This window comes from Thermococcus piezophilus (assembly GCF_001647085.1).
GTDB classification, from domain to species: domain Archaea; phylum Methanobacteriota_B; class Thermococci; order Thermococcales; family Thermococcaceae; genus Thermococcus; species Thermococcus piezophilus.
On sequence record NZ_CP015520.1, the window covers coordinates 588,624 to 613,106 of the forward strand.

Annotated in this window: 24 protein-coding genes; 6 read left to right on the forward strand and 18 right to left on the reverse strand. The window is 50.6% G+C overall.

Annotated features, from left to right (window positions below):
- Positions 1–5 precede the first annotated feature (5 nt).
- From A7C91_RS03240 to A7C91_RS03270, 7 genes are all read right to left on the reverse strand, one after another.
- Positions 6–767 carry an NAD+ synthase gene (locus A7C91_RS03240; RefSeq protein ID WP_068664866.1) on the reverse strand — a complete coding sequence of 254 codons (762 nt, stop codon included), beginning with the start codon at positions 765–767 and terminating at the stop codon, positions 6–8.
- The gene (locus A7C91_RS03245) at positions 764–1,240 is read right to left on the reverse strand and encodes a hypothetical protein (protein WP_068664867.1); all 477 of its coding nucleotides are present in this window, start codon (positions 1,238–1,240) and stop codon (positions 764–766) included. The genes A7C91_RS03240 and A7C91_RS03245 overlap by 4 nt, the downstream gene beginning before the upstream one ends.
- 32 nt (positions 1,241–1,272) lie before the next feature.
- Positions 1,273–2,280, reverse strand: coding sequence for an ABC transporter ATP-binding protein (locus A7C91_RS03250; RefSeq protein WP_068664869.1), 1,008 nt, complete (start codon positions 2,278–2,280; stop codon positions 1,273–1,275).
- A gap of 10 nt (positions 2,281–2,290) precedes the next feature.
- Positions 2,291–3,250: an ABC transporter ATP-binding protein gene (locus tag A7C91_RS03255; protein ID WP_068664871.1), complete on the reverse strand. Its 960-nt coding sequence runs from the start codon at positions 3,248–3,250 to the stop codon at positions 2,291–2,293.
- Positions 3,251–3,260: 10 nt separating this feature from the next.
- Entirely contained in the window at positions 3,261–4,721 is a 1,461-nt protein-coding gene (locus tag A7C91_RS03260; RefSeq protein WP_068664873.1) for an ABC transporter permease, read from the reverse strand.
- 11 nt (positions 4,722–4,732) lie between these two features.
- On the reverse strand, positions 4,733–5,788 hold the full coding sequence (locus A7C91_RS03265; protein ID WP_068664875.1) for an ABC transporter permease: 1,056 nt from the start codon (positions 5,786–5,788) through the stop codon (positions 4,733–4,735).
- Positions 5,789–5,955: 167 nt separating this feature from the next.
- On the reverse strand, positions 5,956–8,418 hold the full coding sequence (locus A7C91_RS03270) for an ABC transporter substrate-binding protein (RefSeq protein ID WP_068664877.1): 2,463 nt from the start codon (positions 8,416–8,418) through the stop codon (positions 5,956–5,958).
- A gap of 358 nt (positions 8,419–8,776) precedes the next feature.
- Here A7C91_RS03270 and A7C91_RS12505 point away from each other — a divergent pair, with 358 nt between their 5' ends.
- From A7C91_RS12505 to A7C91_RS03295, 6 genes are all read left to right on the forward strand, one after another.
- Positions 8,777–9,271 (forward strand): amidohydrolase family protein, encoded by a 495-nt coding sequence (locus A7C91_RS12505; protein ID WP_394326660.1) that lies wholly within the window; start codon positions 8,777–8,779, stop codon positions 9,269–9,271.
- Entirely contained in the window at positions 9,157–10,002 is an 846-nt protein-coding gene (locus A7C91_RS03275) for a dihydroorotase (protein ID WP_394326665.1), read from the forward strand. The genes A7C91_RS12505 and A7C91_RS03275 overlap by 115 nt, the downstream gene beginning before the upstream one ends.
- Positions 9,986–10,687, forward strand: a complete 702-nt coding sequence (locus A7C91_RS03280) for a dihydroorotate dehydrogenase electron transfer subunit (RefSeq protein ID WP_068664879.1) — start codon at positions 9,986–9,988, stop codon at positions 10,685–10,687. The genes A7C91_RS03275 and A7C91_RS03280 overlap by 17 nt, the downstream gene beginning before the upstream one ends.
- A gap of 81 nt (positions 10,688–10,768) precedes the next feature.
- Complete coding sequence (locus tag A7C91_RS03285; protein WP_068667380.1) at positions 10,769–11,659, forward strand: radical SAM protein; 891 nt, start codon at positions 10,769–10,771, stop codon at positions 11,657–11,659.
- A 19-nt stretch (positions 11,660–11,678) separates the two neighbouring features.
- Complete coding sequence (locus A7C91_RS03290; RefSeq protein WP_199920099.1) at positions 11,679–12,365, forward strand: hypothetical protein; 687 nt, start codon at positions 11,679–11,681, stop codon at positions 12,363–12,365.
- A 30-nt stretch (positions 12,366–12,395) separates the two neighbouring features.
- Positions 12,396–13,226 carry a 7-cyano-7-deazaguanine synthase gene (locus A7C91_RS03295; protein WP_068664883.1) on the forward strand — a complete coding sequence of 277 codons (831 nt, stop codon included), beginning with the start codon at positions 12,396–12,398 and terminating at the stop codon, positions 13,224–13,226.
- Here A7C91_RS03295 and A7C91_RS03300 read toward each other — a convergent pair.
- The 11 genes from A7C91_RS03300 to A7C91_RS03350 all read right to left on the reverse strand — a co-directional run bounded on the left by A7C91_RS03300 (position 13,209) and on the right by A7C91_RS03350 (position 24,482).
- Entirely contained in the window at positions 13,209–14,429 is a 1,221-nt protein-coding gene (locus tag A7C91_RS03300) for an alanyl-tRNA editing protein (protein ID WP_068664885.1), read from the reverse strand. The genes A7C91_RS03295 and A7C91_RS03300 overlap by 18 nt on opposite strands.
- A 13-nt stretch (positions 14,430–14,442) precedes the next feature.
- The gene (locus tag A7C91_RS03305) at positions 14,443–15,207 is read right to left on the reverse strand and encodes a methyl-accepting chemotaxis protein (protein WP_068664887.1); all 765 of its coding nucleotides are present in this window, start codon (positions 15,205–15,207) and stop codon (positions 14,443–14,445) included.
- 10 nt (positions 15,208–15,217) lie between these two features.
- Entirely contained in the window at positions 15,218–15,985 is a 768-nt protein-coding gene (locus tag A7C91_RS03310) for an oxygen-binding di-iron domain-containing protein (protein ID WP_068667382.1), read from the reverse strand.
- 106 nt (positions 15,986–16,091) lie between these two features.
- Positions 16,092–16,736, reverse strand: a complete 645-nt coding sequence (locus A7C91_RS03315; RefSeq protein WP_068664888.1) for a V-type ATP synthase subunit D — start codon at positions 16,734–16,736, stop codon at positions 16,092–16,094.
- A 29-nt stretch (positions 16,737–16,765) separates the two neighbouring features.
- Positions 16,766–18,157: an ATP synthase subunit B gene (locus tag A7C91_RS03320; RefSeq protein ID WP_068664890.1), complete on the reverse strand. Its 1,392-nt coding sequence runs from the start codon at positions 18,155–18,157 to the stop codon at positions 16,766–16,768.
- A 5-nt stretch (positions 18,158–18,162) separates the two neighbouring features.
- The gene (locus tag A7C91_RS03325; RefSeq protein WP_068664892.1) at positions 18,163–19,920 is read right to left on the reverse strand and encodes an ATP synthase subunit A; all 1,758 of its coding nucleotides are present in this window, start codon (positions 19,918–19,920) and stop codon (positions 18,163–18,165) included.
- 5 nt (positions 19,921–19,925) lie between these two features.
- On the reverse strand, positions 19,926–20,234 hold the full coding sequence (locus A7C91_RS03330; protein WP_068664894.1) for a V-type ATP synthase subunit F: 309 nt from the start codon (positions 20,232–20,234) through the stop codon (positions 19,926–19,928).
- The gene (locus tag A7C91_RS03335; protein ID WP_068664896.1) at positions 20,231–21,337 is read right to left on the reverse strand and encodes a V-type ATP synthase subunit C; all 1,107 of its coding nucleotides are present in this window, start codon (positions 21,335–21,337) and stop codon (positions 20,231–20,233) included. The genes A7C91_RS03330 and A7C91_RS03335 overlap by 4 nt, the downstream gene beginning before the upstream one ends.
- A 5-nt stretch (positions 21,338–21,342) precedes the next feature.
- A complete protein-coding gene (locus A7C91_RS03340; RefSeq protein ID WP_068664898.1) occupies positions 21,343–21,954 on the reverse strand; it encodes a V-type ATP synthase subunit E in 612 nt (203 codons plus the stop codon).
- A gap of 44 nt (positions 21,955–21,998) precedes the next feature.
- Positions 21,999–22,487 carry a V-type ATP synthase subunit K gene (locus A7C91_RS03345; protein ID WP_068664900.1) on the reverse strand — a complete coding sequence of 163 codons (489 nt, stop codon included), beginning with the start codon at positions 22,485–22,487 and terminating at the stop codon, positions 21,999–22,001.
- Between the two features lie 15 nt (positions 22,488–22,502).
- The gene (locus A7C91_RS03350) at positions 22,503–24,482 is read right to left on the reverse strand and encodes a V-type ATP synthase subunit I (RefSeq protein WP_068664902.1); all 1,980 of its coding nucleotides are present in this window, start codon (positions 24,480–24,482) and stop codon (positions 22,503–22,505) included.
- Between the last annotated feature and the right edge of the window lies 1 nt (position 24,483).

Sequence of the window (24,483 nt, forward strand, 5' to 3'; positions counted from 1 at the left end):
TCACCTCAGAATTCGGGGCCCAATGAAAGTCTTCTTTTGTGCTCGCTTCTTTTGACGAGTGATTCAACGTATTCAACTTTCTCCAACGGGATTCCAAGCTCCCCAGCAGTATCCTCTTTGGGCATCTTGAGGTCGACTAGTCTCCACAGGATTTCGTCGAGCAGTTTATAGCTTATTCCCAGCTCATCCTCGTCAGTCTGGCCCTCCCAGAGGCCAGCAGTCGGCTTCTTCTGAATAATTTTCTCTGGGACGCCTAGCCTTTTAGCCAGCTCCCAAACTTCAGTCTTGTAAAGGTTAATCAGTGGGGCATAATCACTTGCTCCATCACCCCATTTGGTAAAGTATCCAGTTAAAAGCTCGCTCCTGTTGCTGGTTCCAAGGACGAGACGATTCATGGAGTTAGCGTGAGCATAGAGAAGAATCATCCTGGTCCTAGCCATGATGTTCCCCTTGCTTTTAACGTCAAGTTCGCTAACTGCATTTTCGAATTCGTCCACGATGGGTTTTATGTTTATGAGTTTGTACTCGATTCCGAGGTTCTTGCAGACGAGTTTTGCGTCTTCAACGTCGCCGTTCTCGTAGTAGGGCATTATTAGACCAAGAACCTTCTCCTTCCCGAGAGCGTTGACTGCCAAATAAGCAGTGGTAGCACTGTCTATACCACCACTGATGCCTATAACGACGCCCGTGGCACTGGCTTCCTTGACCTTCTCTCGGATAAACGAAACGATTCTCTCAATCACAACATCATAATCCAAACTCCTCATCTCTTACCCTCCTTAATGTCCCTCAGGAATTGGGTGTAACCTATAAAGGCCATAACCGTTCCCACGAGCATAAGAACGAAGGCGAGGAGAGAATAAATCGCGTAAGGGTAGTCCTTCGCGCTGACGGTGTAGGTATAATTGATAGTTCCATTAAAAACGTCTATCACAGGCCGAGTCGTGGGTATTATCTCTACGGTTCCGTTTAACAGGGCGTATTTTTCTGTAACGTTTCCTTGGACTACAGAGAAGGTTGCGTTGGATGAAGAGATAACAAGAGTGCGGTTATAATAAACATAGCTCTTTTCAAAGTCTTCATCTCCGAGAAGATACCTACCCTCGCCAAGGGTGCCATTGGATGAGTAGGACTTATCGACCCCATAAAGCCCCATAGCTGAGATTACCAGGGCTAGAACAAGCATTATCAGACCGACCTTCAGAAACGGATACTCAAGTGCTTCCCTCAGTGTGCCCATGAGTCTCACCTAAAAGAAAAGTTGAAAGGAGGTCAGTACTTACCGACCAGGTGGCACTCCGCAAAGTGGTTGTGCTCATACTCGACGAGCTGCGGGTGCTTGGTATCACAGAGTCCCTTCTGGGCGTAGATACACCTCGGGTGGAACCTGCATCCCGGTGGAACCTCGGCGGCGTTTGGAACTTCACCCTTGATGGGCAGCTCCTTGATGACGTTCCTCCTCTCTGGCTTCGGCTCTGGAACGGCAGCGAGAAGTGCCCTCGTGTAAGGGTGAAGTGGGTTGTCTATGACTTTCTCTGCAGGACCCATCTCGACTATCCTTCCAAGGTACATGACCGCAATGTAGTCGGCGAAGTATCTGGCCGTTGAGAGGTCGTGGGTAATGTAAAGGTAGGTGACGCCCATCTTCTGCTTGAGCTCCTTCATCAGCTCGAGGATCTCAGCCCTAATGGAAACGTCGAGCATCGAGACCGGCTCATCGGCAACTATGAACGTCGGGTTCAATATGAGAGCCCTAGCGATAGCGACACGCTGTCTCTGACCGCCGGAGAGCATGTGCGGGAACCTTCCGATGTAGTCCTCGGGCGGGGTTATCTTGACCATCTCAAGGGCCTTGTAGATGAGCTCCTCACGCTCGGCCTTGGTTTCGCCGATGCCGTGTATGAGGAGCGGCTCCTCGAGGATGTCAAATATCCTAAAGCGCGGGTTCATGGAGGAGAATGGATCCTGGAAGATTATCTGAACACGCCTTCTGTACTCAAGGATCTCCTCCTTGGTTTTGACGTCGGTAACGTCCTTACCCTCGAGATATATTCTACCATCCGTAGGCTCGAGGAGCTTGACTATGAGTTTACCAGTGGTGGACTTACCACAACCGCTCTCACCGACTAGGGCAAAGACCTCCTGCTTCCCAATCTCGAAGCTTATGCCATCAACGGCCCTAACGTACTTCTGGGGTTCACCCTTGAGGGCGCTGACCAGTCCCCTCTTGATCGGGAAGTACTTCTTAAGTTTTTCAACTTTTAGTACCGGCTCCGCCATCTCTCACACCTCACAACAGCCAGCATGCGGCGTAGTGATCCCTATCAATTTCCTTCAGCTCGGGCTCCTGCTCCTTACAAACCTGCATCGCGTACGGGCACCTCGGGTGGAAGCGGCATCCCTTGGGCGGGGTGATCAGGTTGGGCGGCTGTCCAGGGATGAACTCGAGCTTCTCAATGTCTTCGTGGAGCCTCGGTATTGCCGCAAGGAGCTTCTGGGTGTACGGGTGGGCCGGCTCGTAGTAGATCTTCTCGCTGTCGCCTATCTCAATGATCTTACCGGCGTACATTATCGCAACGCGGTCGCTAATCTCAGCGAGGATGCTGAGGTCGTGGGTGATGAATATCATCGAAAGGCCGAGCTCCTTCTTGAGCTTCTTCATGAGGTTGATAATCTGGGCCTGAACAACGACGTCCAGAGCGGTTGTCGGCTCATCGGCGATAACCACATCAGGCTCGAGGAGCAGGGCAGTTGCGATGATGACACGCTGCTTCATACCACCTGAAAGCTCATGCGGATAACGGTAGACGATGTCGGGCGGAAGACCAACGAGTTCGAGGTACTTCTGCGCCCTGTCGAGGGCGTCCTCCTTGTCCATGTCCTTGTGGAGCAAGAGGGGTTCTATCATCTGATAGCCAACGGTGTAAACTGGGTTAAGGGCGTTCATTGCACCTTGGAATATCATGGATATCCTCTGCCAGCGTATCTCCTTCCTCAGAACGTCCTCTGGGAGACCAACGATCTCCCTACCATCGATTTTAACGCTACCACCAACGATCTTTCCTGGCGGGGTAGGCATTCCCATTAAAGTAAAACCAAGGGATGACTTGCCACAACCGCTCTCGCCGGCAAGTCCCAGCACTTCACCCTTCTTGAGGTTGAAGGTGATGTTGTCGACGGCCTTGACGACACCTTTGCTGGTGAAGTAATACATCTTGAGATCTTTAACTTCAAGCACATTCTTAGCCATTTATACCACCTCACAGCCTCCTGAGCCTCGGGTTGAGTATTTTATCGAGGGCCGTACCTATAAGCACGAAGGTTAGACCAACGACGGCAATTCCAAGTCCAGGCGGAATGACCCACCACCAGTATCCCTTGGTAGTTGCTGCCTGTGCCTGTGCAGCGTTGAGTATCTGACCCCAAGTAACGGCCGTCGGATCACCTATACCGAGGAAGCTCAGCGATGCCTCAGCGATAACCGCACCGGGAACGCTGAGGGCTATGACGGAGAATGCGTACGGGAGCAGCTGCGGAAGGATGTGCTTGAAGATTATCCTGCCGTTGCCGGCGCCAAGGGCCTTCGCTGCCTCAATGTAGGTCTGCTCCTTGATCTGGAGTGCCATACTTCTAGCAATCCTCGCGATTCCCATCCATCCGAAGATGACCAACAGCACCACTATGAACCACAGGGTAATGTGTCCGGCAGTAGCACCTATGAGGATAAGTATCGGCAGACTCGGAATTGAGGCGAATATTTCGTTGATACGCATCATGAACTCGTCGGCGTTTCCACCGAGGTAGGCACTGGTAACTCCGTAGATGAGACCGATGATCGTGCTTAGCACGGCGACAAGGATACCGATTGTGAGCGAGACCCTGCTACCCCAGATGAGACCAGCCCAGATATCCCTGCCAAGGTAATCGGTACCCATGGTTCCATAGGTCCTTCCAAGGAAGGTGACCTTTATGTCATCGTATATGACCTTGTTCTCGTCCGGGGCAGGGTTGTCAATCTTGAGTATGAGCTTGTAGGTTCCAGGGAGTGGCTGCGGGTTCTCAATGATGTCGTCCACGTTCATTCCCGGCTCGACCTTGGCAAATAATGGGGCGACCATGTCGCTGATAAGGATGGTCTCAAGTGGAACCTCGAACATAGTTATTTCTCTACCCTCGGTTACATTGACAAGCCAGATGTATATGTTGGAGGATATAGTGCTGTCCCTACCTACAGCAACGGTCAGTGAAGAGCTGAGCTGCTTATTGATAAGGAGTGGAACGGTCTTACCATCTGGCCTCTCTAAATACACACTTATAGTCGGAACCTCATACGGGGAATTCAGCGTCACGTTAATATTCTTGACTATGATGCCCTGCGGTCCAAAGTAGTAGTTCTCGGGTAGGACGTAGTCAACCTCGATTATAGTGGTGTTCTTGTTAAGTTGGGTTATCTTCAATTCGTCCTTATAGTAAATCTCCTGCGGAACGAGCTTCTTGGAGGTAAACATGTTATACCAGGTCGGTGGAACGTTCTTCGGGTTGTCCTCCCAGTACTGGGAGTTCCTCCACTTTTCGGGGAGGTTTGGAATGGTAGTATACGGTGCGGTTAGTGCAACGAGCACAAGGATGATAAGGAGAATCACACCGGCTATACCGGTCTTCTCCTTCTTGAATTCATCAAGGAACTCTTTAAACCCCTCTTTGATGTCAACCCATCTCATCGTGAATCACCTCACATCCTGGCAGAGGCACCGACCTTGACACGCGGGTCGAGGAATCCGTATATCATGTCCGCAAGGACGACGCTGGCAAGGTAGAGCACCGTGAAGAAGTACGTGAGTCCTATGAGAAGGTTGGTCTCGTTCTGCTGGAGGGCGACCCAGTAGAGCCTGCCCATTCCTGGGTAGTTGAAGACAAGCTCACTGATGATTGCACCACCGAGCGAACCAAGGAGGGCGAAGATGATCATGGTGACTATCGGCGGAGCGGCAGCGCGGAGTGCGTGGCCGTAGATTATCTTGTGTTCGGGGATACCCTTTGCCCTGGCCGCCATGATGAAGTCCTCCTGGAGGGTACCTATCATGATGTTCCTCGTAGTCCAAGCCCAGCCACCGAAGACAACGAAGACGTAGGTGAAGACCGGAAGGACGAGCCTCCAGATGACATCCTTAATGTGGGCCCAGCCGGTGAGCTGTGGGTCAAACATCGAGCTCAAGGGGAACCAGCCGAGCTTGTAGGCGAAGATGAGCAGGAACATCATTCCCGTCCACCACATCGGCAGACTGTAAGTGACCAGCGCAAAGATGGACAACGCCCTGTCAAATACGCTTCCGGCGTGTCTGGCGGCCCTAACACCAAGGAAAATACCCAGGATAATAACGATTATCGTAGCAGTCGTGAAGAGGAGTATGCTCCTCGGAACCGCGACTTTAATGATGTCCGAAACGTTGTTGGTACCGAAGATAGGCATGCTCGTCGTTCCAAAATCAAGCTTTAACGTACGCACCGCCTTATTGTAAACCTTCTGCCAGTAGGGGACGTTCAGCTCATACTTCTCCTCGAGGGATGCCTGTTTGGCAGCCTTGGCCTGTTCAAAAGCTTCAAGTCCCTGACTCTGCTTGATTTTGGCACCCTCGGATCTTTCCCATAGCATCAGCTCCTCATACATCTTTGATTTATTGCTCTCCTCCGCGACTTTAACGAAGAGTGCCGAAATAATAAAAGTCACTATCAACAGAACAATAATGGCGTTCACGATTCTAAACGCAAGGTACTTGAGATACCCCATCTTTTCACCCCCAAGTAGATTGCTCGTGTTTAATGTATCTTTTTCAGCATTGTAAAACTGACCTTATATATCTTACTGCTTAAATGTACACATTTCATAGAAGCGTAGGGTTGAGAAGGGTGAAGCACATCAAGGTAAAATTCCAAAAAAGAAGGAAAAGAACGAAATCACTTCTTCTTGGTGAAGTACCAGGCCGCGCCGGCGATGATGATTATCACAAGGCCGATGACGACGTAGGTGGTGGTGCTGGTTCCGCTCGGAGTAGTTGTGGTGGTCTCGGCTGGAGTTGTTGTGGTCTCGCTTGGAGTGGTCGTCGTTGGCTGGGTGGTCGTGGTCTTGGTGAGGTCCTTAAGGCTTATACCGGACATCTTCTGGATGACGATGGCGAGGTCATCGACGTGGTCCTTGGTGAGGAGGTCGAGCCAGAGGACTCCCTCTGCACCGCTGCTGAAGGAGTAAGTCTTGTCGATGCCATACTTCTTGCTATTAGCGACGAGCTCACCCATGGCCCAGTACATCTCCCATGGCATCTGCGGGTAGAAGATGTAGAATTCTGCAGTCATGTCGTCGGCGAGCGGGTGCTCGTAAGTACCGTAGACGACGTAACCATCATCAGTCCACTGCCAGCCGAGGATGTTGCTGAGAGCACTGGCAGTTCCACCAAGACTCTCGTCGTAGTATGGGTCGTCAGCACCATCCTTGTAAGCCCAAGTGTAGAGGAAGGCCACATAGTACTTAATGTCGTCAACACTGCCCTTCACGCCATTATGCCAGGTGCCAATGTCACACTTGACGGTAGCCTTAACGGAGGCGTCCTCGCCGGCGTGAGCGGCAATCCATCCCTGGGTTTGGTTGTAGATAACCGCATCATCTGGAACCTTGAAGTCTCCCCTCTCAATGGTCCAAGTACACCTGTACGGAGTGAAGATACCGTCGAAGTTGTTGGTTCCACCGTAGTCCCTTATGAGATTCCAGACCCTGGTGGAGTAAACGTCACTGAGACCTCCAACCGGGTTAAAGGCGCTCATGAACATGGCACCGGTTGAAGCGAGCTGGGCAATCTTGAGGTGCTTGTCTGGGGTCTCGGCACTCATGACGCTCCAGCGGCTGCTTATACCAGTGCTGGCCTCGGCGTTGATCTTGGTGACCCTCTGCTTGTTGGCCGGGTAGAAATTCCAAGTCTCAATGAGGAAGACCCTCTCGCTCTCCATGATACCTATGAGCATGCTTATCTTCTGGAGGTCCCAGTACTGGCCAGCAGTGGTTATCTTAATCGGCTCCTTGGGGATGAGGTCAGCGTTGATGTGCGGAGTGCCCTCAGCACCTGCAGTGGTGAAGTATGTCAGCAGGTAAGTGAGCTCCTCCTCAGTCCAGTTGAGGATCGGACCGAGGCTGTCAGTGGTCTTGTAGTACTCGGTACCAAGCTTCTGGAGGCCAGCGTTGGCGTCACCGTTGCCGATGTACTTGAGGGCCTCTTCAACAGTCACAGTGTTCTGGTGCTTCGGCTCAACTGCACCTGGGACGTATCCATACCAGGCAGAATAGAACCAGGCAGTGTAGTCATCAATCCAGACGCTCGGAAGTCCACTGGCACCCCAACCGCCGGTATAGATGTTCCACTCGTAGTTGCTCGGCGGCTTGGCGAAGACGACCTGACCGGCCTTCTGCCTGTCCCAGAGGAGCCTGTCAACGGTAAATCCGACCTTCTTCTCGAGGAGGTCGGCAACGTAGAGACCAATCTCCTTCCTATTGTCCTCGATGCGGATGATGAACTTGATGGTAACCGGCTGACCGTCGAAGTACCACTTACCGTCGCCACCCTTCTCAAGAGTGTGATTGTACTGGGCAACCTGCTGGGCGGCCTCGTTCAGAGCGTCGTTTATTATCTTGAGGGCGAAGTCCTCGTTGCCGCTAGTGCTCATTCCAAGGGCCTCGTAAACGGGCACGAAGTACTTGTTGGCCGGGTGGCTCGGCCTGATACAGCCGAACATCGGAGCACCGCTTCCTTGGTAGATGTTCTGGACGATGTAGTCCCTGTTGATGAGCCAGTTCATGGCAAACCTGACTTCCCTGATGGCGAACGGGTTGAAGTAAACCTGGTCACCAACGGTGACAATCGGAGCATCCTTGTCCGGGTCATGATAAGTGTTGAAGGTCAACTCGTTGTAGGAACTGGCACTCTTGTAGAGATTGAGGTTAGACAGAACGTCAGCACCAAGACCCTGGTACTTACCAGCCGGGAAGGCGAACAGACCGAGGTCGTACTCGCCCTTGGCGATCTGGAGGATGACGTTCTCAGGGTTCTGGACACCCTGGTACTCAATAACATCAGCGTAACCGTCCTTCAGGAGGTTCGGGTCGTTGGTGAATATATTCCTGTCCCCAGTGTACTTCTCCAGCTTGAGGTAGAGGTTCTCCGGAGAGTACATGGCGAGAATGTACGGACCGTTGCTGATAACGAAGTGGCCGTGCTGGAGGTACCACTGGAGGTCAGCAGTGAACCTAGCCTTGGCCTCGTCGCTGTTAAGCGGTATGTCCTTGGGGGTGTAATCTACTGCACCCACTGGGTTCACAAAAAACAAACTAAACAGCATCAAACCCATAACAAACAATCCCAAAGCTTTTTTCATATTCCACTGCCTCCTTCACTTTTTGGCAATGTCGCCATATGTGGTGTATAATGGCATGATAGTATACATTGAAAGCCTATTTAAGGGTTACGTTCTTGTAAAAGTATCTTCGATGAAAAAATGCAGACATGACAGTGATCACCGATAATAACTCTTATATTTCCCTATTCAAGATTTGCGTTCTTCATAAGTCCTAGTATACTGTTTCAAACGTCAGAAGAAGGTTAGATCAATTAAAAAGACACCATAGTTATGGGGAAACCCGAAAAAATCGTTAGCCGTCTTTTAGATATTTAAGCAACCATTAAAAGAAGCAAAAAACTTAAAATCTGAAAGATGCCACCATCGTGCGGGTACTATGTACGACCTAGTCCTAAATGGAAAGTTTCTGAAGGATGGGAAACTAATAGAAGGAAGCATAGGGATTCTCAATGGCAAAATTTCCCGAATTTCTCTCGGAGAGTTGAAAGGAGAAGAAACCCTGAAGATTGGTCGCGGACAGGTTATCCTTCCGGGAATGATAGACATCCACGTCCACCTTAGAGACTTCAGACAGAAACCAAAAGAGACAATAAAAACTGGAACGATGGCGGCCCTCCATGGGGGAATAACAACTGTTTTTGACATGCCCAACACAGACCCGCCCATAAGAAGCGCAGAAACGTTCAGGCTCAGGGAGGAAGCCTTCGAAAGAAAAGCCTACTCCGACTACGCGCTGAGTTTTCTCATCGCTGGAAACTGCGACGAGGCAAAACAGTCCTGGCTGACTTCTACAAAATATTCATGGGAGCCTCAACAGGTGGGATATACTCGAAGGACTTTGAGGAAGACTTCGAGTGCGCACCGGATATAGTCAGCATCCACGCCGAAGACGCGGGTACAATAATGAAAAGTCCCGAAAGGCCGCCGGAGGCGGAGATACTGGCGATAAGCCAAGCTTTGGACGTCTCCGAAAGATTGAAAAAGCCCCTAAACATCTGCCATGTCTCAACAGCCGGGGGTATGAAGCTAATCATGAAGAAAAACCTTCCGTGGGTGAGTTTTGAAGTGACACCACATCACCTCTTCCTGACAAGGAAAGACTACGAAGGGAACACCTTCCTCAAGGTTTACCCTCCCCTGAGATATGCGGGCGATAGGGCTTTCCTATGGAGAAACTTCGATGAAATCCCAATCATAGCGAGCGATCACGCCCCACACACACTCGAGGACAAGGAAAATGGGGCCGCAGGGATTCCAGGACTTGAAACTGAAGTTGCCTTGCTTCTCGATGCTGCGAACAGAGGGGTGATCAGTCTTAAGGACATCGTCGAGAAGATGCACACGAATCCTATTAGAATATTTGAAATAAGAAACAAAGGTCTGGATGTCGGGAAGGACGCGGATTTTACTATCATTGATATGAAACAGGAGTGGGTCGTAAAGCCAGAGGAGTTCTACACCAAGTCCAAATGGAGCCCTTGGAAAGGCAGAAAGCTTAGGGGTAAGGTTGTAATGACCCTGCTTCGTGGGCAGATCGTTATGGAGGATGATGAGATCATAGGAAAGCCGCAGGGGGTTAGGATTGATGCTGGAAAGAGTTGAGCTGAGAGAGGTTTGGGACGTCGTCAGGGACGTTAAAGCCTTCAGGTTCGAGAAAAAAATTGACTTTAAAGCTGGCCAGTTCATGATGGCCTGGCTTCCGGGAGTCGGGGAGAAGCCGTTCAGCCTGGCCGATGAAGACATCATAGTAGTCAAGCGCGTTGGACCGTTCACGGACAGGCTCTTTGAACTCCAACCCGGGGACTATCTCTGGCTCCGCGGACCCTACGGGAATGGATTCGAGCCGAAGGGGAGAAATATAGCCCTTATTGGCGGCGGAATAGGAATTCCACCCCTCTATGCCTTCGCCAAGCAGAACGCCGGAAGGTTCGAGAAGGTCACCCTTATCTATGGAGCCAGAACAAAGGAAGAGCTCGCACTTATGGATATCGAGAACTACGTAGACGAGCTGATAATAACCACCGACAATGGCTCTGCCGGTAGGAGAGGCTTTTCCACCGATGTTCTGGCCGAAAGGAAGGAGGAGTTTGACCAGGTCTATACCTGCGGCCCAGAACCCATGCTAAAAGCAGTATTGCGTATTATGAACTACAGAAACGTCCAGGTTTCCGCGGAGAGATACATGAAGTGCGGCATCGGGGTGTGCGGCAGTTGCAATCTTGGCCCATATCTAGTGTGCAAGGACGGTCCGGTCTTTGATGGTTCCAAGCTCATAGGACTCCTTTGACCAATCATATTTTTAAACTCCTTTTCTCCTTCGCCCTCGGTGAGAACCGTGAAGTATTCGTGGGAAGAATTCGCGAGAAAAATGGGCGTTGAGCCTCAGATTCTGGAGAACGAAGAGGCTAGGCTTTTAAAGAAGTTTGTGGACGATTTGGCTTATCCCTCTCACTGTCGGTTCTGTCAGGGACTAGATTTGAGCAATCCAAACCCTATCCACCATCCAAGTTACGAATTAACTCCAGCGTGCAACCACGACTGCATCTTCTGTTATTCAAATGTAGCCGTAAAACTCGGGAAAGCTCCTAAACCAGGCTATTACGGCTGGGATAACCCCAATGCAATAACGGTTTCGCAGTACGGTGAGCCTCTGATATCACCAAGGATCATAGAAGTCAATAGAATTCTCCGCAAGAGGTTTCCAGAGGCAAGGCTCGACCTCCAGACTAATGGCTCGCTTCTGACCGAAGAGCTCTGGGAAAAGCTGGACTTTGACCTGGTGATGATAAGCCTAGATGCGGCGAGCAGAGAGAAGCACCTCGAGATAACCAACGCTGATACTTTCGATAACGTCGTCAACGCGCTCAGAATAGTTGGGAGAGATAAATCCGTCCGCTCCATCGTTAGGACGATATTCATGCCAGGAATAAACGACGAGGACATACCAAAGATAGCCGAATTAGCAGCTTCACTTGGCGTGGACGAGATGATGCTCCAGCCTTTAACAATTCATAAACTCAATGGAGAGCGGCTTAGAGAAGCAGGCCTGGATTTTGAGAGAGCTGAAAGTGTTAGAGAGTTACTCAAGGTAGCAATGGAAGCTAAAAAATACATAGATGTGAGAATAAGCGGCTGTTTGCTAGTTCAGCTCAAGAGAATGGATGCCCTAACGCTGTATAATGTGTATAAAGTTTCAAGAGAAGTCTCACCTTTGGTTAAAAGAAAGAAGCTTGATGAAATTGAAAAGAGTAATACATAAGTTGGCTCTCTAAGTGGTGATGATTATGGATTTAGCCCTTTTGTTTGTATACTTCCTTTTGATACCATTTATTCTAATGAACATAATGATTTCAGCAACTGGATTCCTCTTTTCAACTGGTGGAAAGCTTATAGCAAAGCTCCTCAAACCCCAAATCCCCAAAAATGAAAAAAGATGTTATGAAATTCTCTTTACAATTGCATGGCTATTGGCTGGAATCTATGCTCTGAAAAGGCTTGAAAATACAAATATGCTTTTAGCGGCTTTAACGTTCCTGACATTTAGAAATGGAGCAACTATAACCAAAAGGTTCATCTATGGTATCCATGACGCTAAAATAGTTAAAGAAAGCACAAAAGATAGAAAGCTCACAGGATTGGTAAGCAAGGCAGTGGTACTTGGTATATTAGCCGAGGTTTTATTTTTGTTTATCTGGGCCCTCTCCTACAAGGCCATAACAGCAGGAGTGACAACTCTTCTAAGAGTAGAACTTAATAGGCTTGTACTGTATCTATGGGTTGCTGGAGCAGTTTTTGGAGCGGCATTTGGAGCATTTATCTCACATAACAATCGAGGAATTCTTTTGCAGAATGAGCTTGCACTTATGCTTTTGTTCACTGGAAAGCGAAGTCCCGAGGTCTCTGTAAAGCTGAAAAATAAAGCAGGAAAGAAAACCAAGCACATTTTTCAACAGCTTAGAAGATAACCTTTTAAACTCCCTTTCTTTCTTCCCATCATGCTTACATGCTCACTCTGCATAAACAACGAAAAAACCTCAAAAATTGAAATTGTTGACAGAAAGCCCATCTGCAAAGAATGCGTAGTTTACCTCAAGCACAAGCCGGATAGAGGTAAAATTAGGGCCGAGCTAGATGAGCTTATGAAAAGTGTTGATAAAGCTGTTGTAGCATTTTCAGGCGGTAAAGACAGCACAGTTGCACTGTATTTGGCCAAGGAATACTATAAAGTGCCAGAGCTTGAGGCCATTATGATTGATCACGGATTTATGGCAAAGGAAGCAATTGAAAATGCCAAAAGAATAGCAGAATATTTGGATGCCCCTTTCACAATTCTGCGTTACGATTATTCCGATATATTCCGTGAAGCTCTCTTAAAGGCCCAATCTCCATGCAGGAGATGTTCAAAGAGAACCATGGAAAAACTTAGGAAGCACGCTTTGAGTAAGGGAATTAAATACATAATCACGGGTCATGAGTTACCCTTTGGCCATCATCCCTACCGTCTGATGTCCGGTGGAATAATCCAAATCAGGCTTTTAAGCTTGATGAGTGAAAAAGAGCGCTTTGAAATTCTGAAAAAGCTACCTTTTGAGTTTCCCAAGCTAGCGGGATATACAACGAACTGCCTCATCTTAGGTCCAGCCTTGGAGAGGTACTATGAAAAACACGGACTCAGCTTTGAGCATAGGAGAATAGCAGCTTTGGTTAGGTATGGACTCTTAGACAAGGAAAAAGCTTTGGAAAAAGTGAAAAAGCCGGAGATTCCAGAGGAGATAAAGAGAGATGTTTATGAGCGTTTAAACTTAAACTTAAAGGAAATGCTTTAACTTTTTCTGAGCAATCTCAAGCACTTTCTCCGGTTCAACCTTAAATCCTCCCCCTTTAGCTAAAACTTCACTGCCCCCTCCACCGCCGCCCGTCTCCTCGAGGACTTCTCTCAAAAGCGCCCTCATTGAAACACCTTTAACACCTCTGTTCTTTGCAAATATCACGTAGTTTTTCCCTACAACCAAAGCAATGCTGTTTGGATTCTTATCAACCAAATATACCACAAAAGCCTGCGCATCTTTCATATCAAGCTCTTCAACATGAGAGATCACCCTAATTCCCCCAACTTCTTCAGCTTTACTGAGCAGGACTTTAGCCTTCCACTCCCATACTTCAAGCCTTAAAGCTTTCCTTTCCTCTTCAAGCTTCTCAATCTCGTTTTTAAGCTCTTTAACTCTCTCGACTAATGGTCTGTTCTTATTTGGCATCTCATCTAAGCTTCCCCAGTAATCCTTCAAAAGTTCGTCCAAGTAATTCAACACCCTATTCCCACAAGCAAACTCAACACGCCAGATGTTTTTGCTTTTCTTGTAGAAGTTCACCACTTTAATAAAGCCAACCTCTCTCGTGCTTTTTACATGAGTTCCGCCGCATGGAATTACATCAACGCCTGGAATCCTAACAATCCTTATCGGCGGCTTAACTTTATCTGAAAGCTCTTTTCGGAGCTGCTTCCTTAAGTGCTCTGTTAACTCCTCATAGAACTCAATTTCGACGGGCAAATCCTTCTGAACAATTTCATTAGCTCTAATCTCAGCTCTCAAAATGTGCTCCCAAGTAAGCTTTCCCTCGAAATCAATCTCAATCTTGTTGTAATTCTCAAAAATCTGGAAGCCTGTTGTGTTGCTGTCATATAGATCTTTGAGGACTGCAGAAAGGATATGCTGACCTGTGTGCTGTTTCATGTTTTCATATCTCCACTCCCAGTCGAGCTTAAGCTTAACCTCCTCCCCAGCTTGGGGAAGGCGACCCTCAATCTTCCCTTCATGCCAGATCTCATCTCTGCCATATACTCTTTCCACTTTAATTTCAAAGCCCTCCCCTCTGATAATCCCTTTATCACTTGGCTGACCACCTCCTTCCGGATAAAAAATCGTCCTGTCAAGGGTGAGCCTTACTATACTCTTTCCCTGCTCAACAGCCTGAACAATTGCTATAGATTCTTTCAAATAAGGGTCCGTGTAAAAAAGACGCTTCGTCATTACTGACCACCGGTCAAACTTTATTGGAGAGCTCCATCTGTTCCTTTGCATACTCGCTGACCAGCATTCTGATCAGGGAAGCGAGTTCTTTATTGTATCTATCTTGCATGTCCGCGAATTTCTTCAGCGCAAGAGCGATGCCATTGAGGCGTTTGATGTCGTTTACAATCTCCTCCTGCTCGCGGGAAATCTCATCAAGGACGGAGCTTATCTCCACTATGGTTTCAATATCCCTGCCGAGTATCTCGGTGCCCTCCTTGATCCGGTCCATCACGGAGAGTGCATCGCGAAGCGTGTCAAGCTGACCCATGACACGAGTATTGAAATCCTTTATTTCCTTAGCGAGATCCATGGTCTGAACAGCCATCTTTCTTATCTCATCAGCAACCACTGCAAAGCCCCTACCAGCTTCTCCTGCCCTCGCGGCTTCAATCGAAGCATTCAGGGCCACCAAATTGGTCTGCTTTGCAACGCTTGCTATCGAATCACTTATACGAGAAATATATTCAAGATTCTCAACAAGGGTATTAAATTCCTTAGCAAACACCTCAAAGCGCTGGAAGAATGGTAAAAACTCCATTTGAAAGCGTTTAAGCTCTTTCATAACCTGAGAGAGTTTTTCTATATTCTCGATAATCATCATGTTGTTCTCAAGAAACTGTCCACTAATCTGATCCGCAAGCTCGCTGATAATCTTGCTGGATTCTCTGCTGGAGGTTTTTATCCTAACCGATTGAGCCAGTGCACTTGATGCCTTCTCGATGTTCCTAATGTTCATGGTAACCACCTCAACGCATCGTATCAACGCCTACTTTAAGGTTCTCAAGGAAATCAAAGAATCTCTTGACATGCTGTCTGGGTATAATGGCCCCGTGTTGGGGCAGTATAGCCTCTATATCCAAATACCGAACGCGGTTGAGCCAGAGCTTTATCGCGGCGCTGGTGGGCATAAGGCGCTCATGTATCGGCCTCATAGCTTGAATGTGCCTCTCCATGTTTTCAACCACTATATATGGCTCATCCAAGATGGCTATGCCGATATCACCAGTGAACAGGAACCTACTCCTGTGGTCGTATATCGTGAAGTGACCCGGACTGTGAAGGAAATGGGCGGGAATGAATTCGAGGGTTGTAGCCCCAAAATGAATGGTCTCACCATCATCCGATAACTGATGTGTTATTGAATTGGCATCTTCGAAACCAAAATGAGGGAGAAATCTTGTCCAGAGCCAATGGACGATTATCTTGGAATTGGTAACTTCCTTCCAAAGCGGAAGACTTCCCGCTACATCCGGATCCTGGTGGCAGATATACACATATTCTATGTCCCTGGGATCAATGTACTTCGAAACATTAGCGAGAACCTTTGAGAATATCTTGTACCCACCGGGATCTATAAGCATACCCCTACCTCCGCTAACAATGAGGTAACTGTTGACATCTACATCTTCACCGCCTTCCTGAGTCCCAAGATAAACCACCAAGTGCTCCTCATCCCTATAGAGAACGTGATCTTTCCTCGGGTCAAGGCTCGGCTCTATAAAGTATTCACCCATACCCATTATCACCACCAAAAAACTTTATGATAAAAATCTATTTAAGTCATTTGCATACACAATTACCTACACAAACCCAAAGAGAGGGAAAAAGTCCAAACGATGGTTAACTACCGGCTTTAGCCTCAATGAGGGCCTTAACGCGCTTGAGCCTGAAGAAGTTCTCACGCTCCATCTCGTCGAGGCGCTGCTTGATGAACTTCACCGTTGCCTCCATCCTCGGGATGATAATGTATTCCAACGCGTTGACGCGCCTCTTGGTGACCTCTATCTCCCTAGCGAGCCTCTTGAGGGTCTCCTCGACTTCAGCAAGACGGACGGCAAGATCGAGCACTTCCTCGAACTTCTCCGCGGCCAAGTCGACCCTTGGCGAGCTGGAAACAAAGGCGTAGCCCCTATCTTTGGCGCTCCTCCTAAAGCCTTTGGCCTCTATGAGTGGAACCGGAACACCCATGACGTTCCTCTTCCTTATCTCCACCTCTTTGTTGGGCTCGACGCTGAGGCTTATCTCCTTGAGGCGGAGCATTCCGACGTCAATCTCTGCCATCTGAAGGGCCTTAAATGCCTCCTCCATCTTCTGGCTAAGCTCCTGCCTTAAGCTTAGGGCCTCCTCGTAGATAGTGAAGAACTCCATGATTAGTGCATCCTGCTTGTCCTTGAGGAGCTTGTGGCCCTTTTTGGCTAACTTAATGCGCCTCTTGAGGTTGAGGAGCTCCATACGGGTGGGCTTGACGTTGAGCAACTCTGCCATCTCGACCACCTAAGGGATAAAATGGGGAGTCAAGCCTCCCTCTTCCTGTACTTGGGGTGGTACTTGAGGATGTACTCCTTCCTGACACGCTTGAGCTCGCTCTCCGGAAGCTCAGCGAGGAGCTCCCAGCCGAGGTCGAGAGTCTCCTCGATGCTCCTGTCCTCGTCGTAGCGCTGGGCGACGAACTCCCTCTCGAACCTGTCCGCGAACTTGAGGTACTTTCTGTCAGTCTCGCTGAGTGCCTCCTCACCGACGACTGCGACGAGATCCCTCAGGCTTCTTCCCTCGGCATAAGCAGCGTAGAGCTGCTGGCTGAGCTGCGGGTGGTCCTCCCTGGTTCTTCCCTTACCGATACCATCTTTCATCAGACGGCTGAGGCTCGGGAGAACGTCGATGGGCGGGTAGATACCCTTCCTGTGCAGCTCCCTGCTGAGGACTATCTGGCCCTCGGTGATGTATCCAGTGAGGTCTGGAATCGGGTGGGTGATGTCGTCGTCGGGCATGGTGAGGATGGGCATCTGGGTTATGCTTCCCTTCCTGCCCCTGACCCTTCCAGCACGCTCGTAGATGGTAGCAAGGTCGGTGTACATATAACCTGGGTAGCCACGCCTTCCTGGGACCTCCTCACGGGCGGCGCTGATCTCACGCAGGGCCTCGGCGTAGTTGGTCATGTCCGTGAGGATGACGAGGACCTGCATGTCGTACTCGAAGGCGAGATATTCAGCCACTGTCAGAGCCATACGTGGGGTGATGATTCTCTCGATTGCCGGGTCGTCAGCAAGGTTGAGGAAGAGGACAGCCCTCTCAATGGCTCCAGTCTCTTCAAAGCTCTTCTTGAAGAAGTTGGCTTCTTCATAGGTGATACCCATCGCAGCAAAGACGACGGCGAACTGTTCCTCCTCACCGAGGACCTTCGCCTGCCTGGCTATCTGCGCAGCCAGCATGTTGTGGGGCAGACCGCTACCACTGAAGATTGGGAGCTTCTGACCCCTAACGAGGGTGTTCATTCCATCAATGGCCGAAACACCGGTCTGGATGAAGTCCCTCGGGTAAGCTCTAGCGACCGGGTTAAGGGGAGCGCCGTGGACGTCGCGCCTGTCCTCGGGGATGATTTCTGGGCCTCCATCTATGGGCCGACCGATACCGTTGAATATCCTGCCGAGCATGTCCATGGAAACGGGAACCTTGAGCGTTTCGCCAGTGAAGCGGACGCGAGTGGTTTTAATGTCCAAGTCACGGGTTCCCTCGAAGACCTGGACGATGGCCATGTCCTGCCTTGCCTCAAGGACCTGACCCTTCCTCTTCTCGCCGCTTTCCGTCTCTATCTCAACGACCTCACCATAGGCGACTCCCTTGATGCCCTGGACTATCATCAGCGGGCCGTAAATCTTGCTAACGGTGGAGTACTCCATTCCAGGCATCAGCATCACGCTCCGTACTTCTTAAAGAGCTCCTCAAACTGCTGGTTGGTTTCATCTATGAGCGCAGCGACCTTCTCTATCTCAGGCTCGAACTTCATACGACCGATCTTCTCCCTGACGGGGAGCTTGGCTATCTCGTCAACTGGAACGCCCCTGTCAACGGCCTCCATAGTCTTCTCGTAGAAGTTGAGGATAACCCTCATCATAGTGACCTGCTTCTTGGGCGGGCAGTATGTGTCGACCTCATCGAAGGCATCCTGCTGGAGGTAGTCCTCACGGAGCATCCTGGTGACTATGAGGACGGCCTTCTCCCTGTCGGGCAAAGCGTCTGGACCGACGATTCTAACTATCTCCTGGAGCTCGGCCTCCTTCTGGAGGAGCCCCATGGCCTTATCACGCATCTTCCTCCACTCTGGGTCAACGTTCTCGTGCCACCAGCCCTGGATGGAGTCTATGTAAAGGGAGTAGCTCCTGAGCCAGTTTATAGCCGGGAAGTGCCTCCTCCTGGCCAGGTCAGCATCGAGGGCCCAGAAGACCTTGACGACACGAAGGGTGTTCTGAACGACGGGCTCGCTGAAGTCTCCACCCGGGGGTGAGACTGCACCGATGACGGAAACGCTTCCAATCCTCTCGTCGCTTCCAAGGGTAATCACACGACCGGCACGCTCGTAGAATTCAGCTATCCTGCTCGCGAGGTAGGCAGGGTAGCCTTCCTCACCGGGCATCTCCTCAAGCCTTCCAGAAATCTCACGGAGCGCCTCAGCCCACCTGCTCGTCGAGTCGGCCATCAGAGCGACGTCGTAGCCCATGTCTCTGAAGTACTCGGCTATGGTGATTCCGGTGTAGATGGAGGCCTCACGCGCAGCGACGGGCATGTTCGAAGTGTTGGCTATGAGGACAGTTCTCTCCATGAGTGGCTTTCCGGTCTTCGGGTCTTTGAGCTTGGGGAACTCCTCGAGAACATCAGTCATCTCGTTTCCGCGCTCACCGCAGCCTATGTAAACGACAATCTGGGCGTCACTCCACTTGGCGAGCTGGTGCTGGGTAACGGTCTTTCCTGAACCGAACGGTCCAGGGATGGCTGCAGTTCCACCCTTGGCCTGGGAGAAGAAGGTATCTATCGTCCTCTGTCCGGTGATGAGCGGAACCTCGGGCGGGAGCTTCATCTTGTAGGGCCTCTTGACACGAACTGGCCAGCGGTGGTACATCTTGAGCTCCTCTATCTCACCGTTGGGTTTCTTGACCTTGGCTATGACCTCTTCAACCGTGTAGTCGCCCTCCTCTGCAATCTCCACTATCTCGCCCTCGACCCATGGAGGAACGAGAATCCTGTGCTCGATGATGCTAGTCTCTGGAACAACACCGAGGATGTCGCCACCGACGACCTTGTCGCCAACCTTGACCTTCGGAGTGAAGTGCCACTTCTTGTCCCTCGGCAATGCAGGAGTGGTGAGACCTCTCGCTATGAAGTCGCCGCTGAGCTCCCTGAGAACCTCAAGCGGCCTCTGAATACCGTCGTACATCGCAGTGAGTAGACCCGGACCAAGCTCGACGCTGAGCGATGCACCGGTTCCCGTGACCGGCTCACTTGGCCTTACACCGGCCGTTTCCTCGTAGACCTGTATGACGGCCTTGTCGCCCTCGAGGCGAATGATTTCTCCAATGAGTCCCATTTCGCCTACTCTGACTACCTCGTACATCTTTGAGCCCTTCATTCCTTCGGCGACGACAAGTGGACCGGTAACCCTAACTATCCTTCCCATTTTCTTCACCTCTTCAACTCAACACCTATCGCCCTTCTAACTATCTCCTTAATCTGCTCTTCACCAAACCTCGAACCCGACTTGTCAGGCACCTGAAGAATGATCGGAAATGTAACCTCTGAAAGCTCAACCTTCTGGGCGAATCTCTCCGTTATCAGGATTATTCCAACATCGCCCCTTTCGATGAGTTCGTTGAGCTTGTTCCTGAGCCTCTCCATTTCGAGGGGCGTGTCCTCGAAGGAATAAACCTCATGGGCCCCGGCGAGCTTAAAGCCAAGGGCCGTGTCCCTGTCGCCGAGGACGGCTATCTTCATGCGACATCACCCACTATCTCCTTTATCATCTCTGGCTTGAGACCATCGTCGATGAGCTTGGCTATCGCCCTGAGCTTCTTGACCTCACTCTCCTTCTGCAGTATGTAGCTGAGCGGCGTTGCCACGCTGAGCGGGTAGAACCGGGTCAGCTCGTTCATCCTTTCCCTGATGTGCCTCTCCAGAGTCCTCTCGAGGACGCTCAAGTCTTTCTCAACCTCATCCCTGACGTCCCTGATGACCTTGCCGTAGCTCGTGGAGTCGAGCTCGGCCAAAGCCATGCTCAAGTCGTCCACGTGGAGTATGGCCTCAAGGCTTCTACCGAGCCTTCCCCCAGGTATGAGGAGAGGCTTTATCTCCTCGGCGCTCATCTTTGCCGCTTTAGCCCTCATGACGGTCATTATGTTGGTCTTGTCTATCTTGAGCCTCACGAACTCTTTGAGGATTATCCTCTCGTCGTCCTTCCTGGAGAGCGCGTATTCAAGGAGCTTGGCGTAGTACATCTTGTAAAGTTCGGTCTCGAACTCCTTGAGGCTTATCTCCCCCAACAGAAGCTTCTGGTAAGGCTCTTCGTAGGGGGTGCCTTCAAGGATGACGAGTATCTCCTCGAGCGTCTTTGCTTCAGCCATGGCCTTGACCTTGGGGACCATAGTTCCAATCTCGCTAACGTAGTCGCTCGCGGGTTCGCCGACCTTCTTGGCCTTGACGGTGCTGGTTACATTCCTGACATCCCACTCCTCGAGCAGGAGCCTGAAGAAGGGGCCGACCCTCTTCGGAAGAATCTTAACCATGAGCTCGTAGGTTCCGGCCAAGGCCTTATCCAGGGCCCTCTCTATCTCCTCCACGGTGTAGCTTGAAACTCCCGCGAGGTAGCCCTTATAATCAGTGTCCTCCAGGCTGACCACGAAGTTGTTAAGAGTTCTGCTCTCCGCCAGCTCGTTGAACCTCTGCTCGGTCAGGAGCTTGGCCTCCATAGCCTTTATCCTCGCGTTAGGGTAGGAGTAGGGAGTGTACTTCCAGATTATCTTGGACGTCTTGTACCCCATCCAAACGAAGACCACCGCCAATGTTGTGTTGAGGATTCCAGTTACCGCTCCTGCTTCCATTCGCCTCACCCGAAGAGAGCCTTGGCAATCTCTGCCCTCAAGTCACTCTCAAACCTCTCTATCCTTGACTCAAAACGATTGTCCACCCTAACGCTCCTATCTATGGTTTCGACGATGACGCCGCCTATAGTGCTTATTGGCTCACCAAGGGTTATCTCAACGTTCTTCCCGAGCTTCTCCTCAAGGACCTTTTTGAACTCCTCAAACCTTCCGCGGAGCAGCTCAAGGGTTCTCTCATTGGAATTAATGACAACGCTCTCGCTTCCGAGCTCCTCGACGGCCTGGACCGTCAAATCCACAAGCATCGAGAAGTATTCCTCGGCGGATAGTTCAGCCAGCCTCTCGCGCAGGGCTGCAATGACCTCCTGGATGAGCGCCTCCTGAACGGCTAGCCTCTTCTTCCTCACCTCAAGCTTGGCGTTGGCTATGATCCTCTGCTTCTCTATCTCGGCCTGAGTGTGGGCCTTCCTGAGTATCCACTCTGCCCTGGCCTCGGCCCTCTTGCAAGCCTCCTCCTTAATCTTCTCCGCCTCCTTCTGGGCCTCGTTGAGTATGTACTGTATCTTCTGCTCCGCTTCCCTGTTTATCTCCTGAATTATCAGCTCTGCTCCATTCATCTTCCTTCCTCCGTCGGGCTATATATAAAGAAAGTTTGGAGGGCTCAGAAGCCAACTCCAGTAACTATCATTATCAGGGCACCGACGAGACCGAAGATTGCCATGGTCTCGGCCATAGCCGAGAATATGATGCCCTGGGTGAAGGTCTTTGGGTTCTTGGCAACGGCGCCGATGCTCGCGCTCGCGATGATACCCTGCGGTATGGCTGAGAGGCCAGTGAGGCCGACGGTAAGGCCGGCACCGAGGAGTATGGCACTCTTGACGATGTTGTCCACGTTGTTGGGGTCGGTGAACTTGAAGCCGCCGCCGAGGATTCCCGAGACCAGCAGGATGAGGAACAGCGTAATGAGTCCGTAAATGCTCTGGGTCATTGGCAGACCCTCAAGGATGAGGGCGTTCTTGAAGTTTCTCTCATCCTCGGCAACGACTCCAGCAGCCGCTGCACCTGCTATACCGACACCAAAGGCTGAAGCTGCTCCGGCTATACCGGCCGCAAGGGCCGCTCCAAGGGATACGTAAACTATCGGGTCCATTTCTCAAACACCTCCTTAAGCTTCAAACTCTAACTTTGAGACCTCCCTTTTTGCCCTGAAGGGCTCGAAGCGCTTACCTTCGCCAGAGTAAAAGGTTCCGAAAAATTCAACGTACTGCAGACGGAGCGAGTGGACGAACGCTCCGAGGGCGTTGATGGCGACCGAAAACAGCTGGCCGCCGACAAACAGTATGAGGCCAATGACTATGCCTATTGGAACGGGGCCGATGCTGATGCCCCAGACCATCTGGACAAGGATGTTGACGACCATGGCTATTCCAGCGGTTGCCAAAGCCAGTGCCATCAGACGGGCGTAGCTGAGCCAGCTGCCGACGAAGCCGAAGAAGTCCGATATCGTCAGCAGTATTGCCAGTGCACCGTTCCTGAACTCGCTGAGGATGAAGAGCACTAGGCCAGCCCCGAAGAGAGCCTTTCCAGGCAGGGTAAAGCCTGGCTGACCCATGGCTCCCAGGCCAAGGAGCGAGACGCCGAGTATTATGAGCATCCAGGAGAGCTGGTCGAAGATTGCGTCTTTGACTTCGCCGTTCTTCATCTTGGCTATGAAGCCTACGGTATATCCGGTGAATAGGTGGGCGAGGCCTATGGCCAATGCCATCTGGAGGACTACCAGCGCGTCTGTCATGCTGTCCCACTTGCGCCAGACGTTGAAGCCAGCCAAATCGAGGGCGTTGCCGAAGTAGCTGCCGAAGAGGACGCCCATGATCATAGTGAAGGCGGCGCTGATGAGCAAGGTGTAGGCAAACTTGTAGGTGCCGTCGTTGAACTTCTTGTGACCCTTGATGAGCAGTGCAGCGACTATGGCTATTATGAGGCCGTACATGAAGTCCGTGAGCATGAAGCCGAAGAAGAACGAGTAGGTGAAGGTTATTATCGGCGTTGGGTCTATCTCATTGTACTTCGGGACACCGTACATCTCGGTGAGCATCTCAAAGGGTCTGAAGAAGCTCGGGTTCTTGAGCTTGATTGGGATGTCATCGAGCTCCTCCTTGCTCGGCTCCTTGATGTTGATGTAGGCCTTTTCCTCAGTTATCCTCTTGATTCCCTCAAGAACATTCGGAACCTCGCTCCTCGGGAGCCAGCCCGTCATGGCGAAAGTCATGTTTGTCCTCGCGAGCATCGGCAGGACTGTGGCCTTGTCCCTCTCGTTCTCCATCAGCTCCTGGTAGAAAACCACGTCGTCGTAGTACTTCTCGGCGAGCATCTCGGCGTCCTTCTTCGCGCTTTCAAGCTCCTTCTCCTTGATCCTGAGCTTCTCCTCATAGACTTTTATAAGTTCCCTTGGAGTCCCCTCACCCTCTGGGACTTCCAGCCTCTCGAGAGAGTACTTTGCCAGTATCGGATTGGCCTTCTCGTAGTCCCTCTTGATGAATGCGAAAACCACCAGAACCTTATCTTTGAACTCCTTGGAAACAAAAGCCACTCTCCCCTCGGTGGCCTTTTTGACCTCCTCGATGAGGGGTGGGAACTTGTTTCTATCGATGGTTCCGACCACTATCTCGACTATGTCGGTGGACCTGAGATAGGAGACATCAAGGTTGAACGAGGAGAGGAGCTCAAGAATTGAGATGTCGGCCTTTATCCTCTCAATTTCCGTCTGGGTCGCGGTTATTTTACCCTCAACGGCCTTTATCTCTGGTTCAACAACCTCAAGAAAGCTCTCAACGTCCTTTATGAGCTTCTCGATTCCTCCATATTTGTAGGTCTTCTTCTCCCTCTCGGGGGGAAAGATGAACTCCTTTATACCGCCGCCCTTGGTCTTTCTGTAATCCTTGAGGAAATCAACGAGTCTTGAGATTGTTATGCTGTATGAGGCAGCCTTTCTGTGGAACTCGTTGGGAGAATCCTTCTGGGCGATTTTAATGTCTATCTCCCTGATCTCCACGACACCCTGCTCGTGGAGATAAGTCAAGAGAGAATCCTTGTACCTGTTGAGGGCCATTACCTCGATTTTAACCATCTCTTCTGGCCTGAACATC